Origin of the sequence: Mycetohabitans sp. B2 (assembly GCF_021733735.1) — a bacterium.
Taxonomy (GTDB): domain Bacteria; phylum Pseudomonadota; class Gammaproteobacteria; order Burkholderiales; family Burkholderiaceae; genus Mycetohabitans; species Mycetohabitans rhizoxinica.
Genome location: NZ_JAHKSP010000096.1, coordinates 1 through 529, shown reverse-complemented (window position 1 = coordinate 529; position 529 = coordinate 1). Strand labels below are relative to the sequence as shown.

At 59.4% G+C, this 529-nt stretch carries 1 protein-coding gene; it reads right to left on the bottom strand.

Features of this window, described 5'->3' with window-relative positions; genetic code table 11:
- Positions 1-529 (bottom strand): AMP-binding protein (locus tag KPG66_RS16865; protein ID WP_237071600.1); only part of this gene is annotated, 529 nt, incomplete at both ends.

The window sequence follows — 529 nt, the reverse complement described above, 5'->3', positions numbered from 1 at the left end:
GCCATGACCTGAAACAGCCCCGCGGTCAACCACAGCGCGCTCACCTGATGCGCTCGGATGGTCTCTTGCAGCACTCGCACATCCAACTCGCCCGGCGGCACAATGACTACTTGGCCACCACAGAGCAGCGGCGTCCACAGCTCATACATGGAGACATCAAAGGCGTGCGACGAATGCAGCAGTACACGATCTCGCACTTCGGACAAACGCCGGTCCAGGGCCATATAGCGTACTGTGCGATGCACAATGGCCACGCCTTTGGGTTGGCCGGTCGAACCCGACGTGTACATCAGATACGCCAGTTGCTCGGGCGAGCAAACCACAGCGGGGTTATCACTTGGCTCATCATCGAGTGACGCATCGGCATCGACGGCAATGACGTGGGTACTTAGCGCAGCGCAGCGCGCTTGCAAGGCGTGATCAGTCAGTACAATGGGCGCGCGCGTCTCACTCAATAACGTGTGCAGCCGAGTATCAGGCCATTGCTCGTTCAGTGGCATATAGACGCCGCCGGCTTTGATGACGGCCA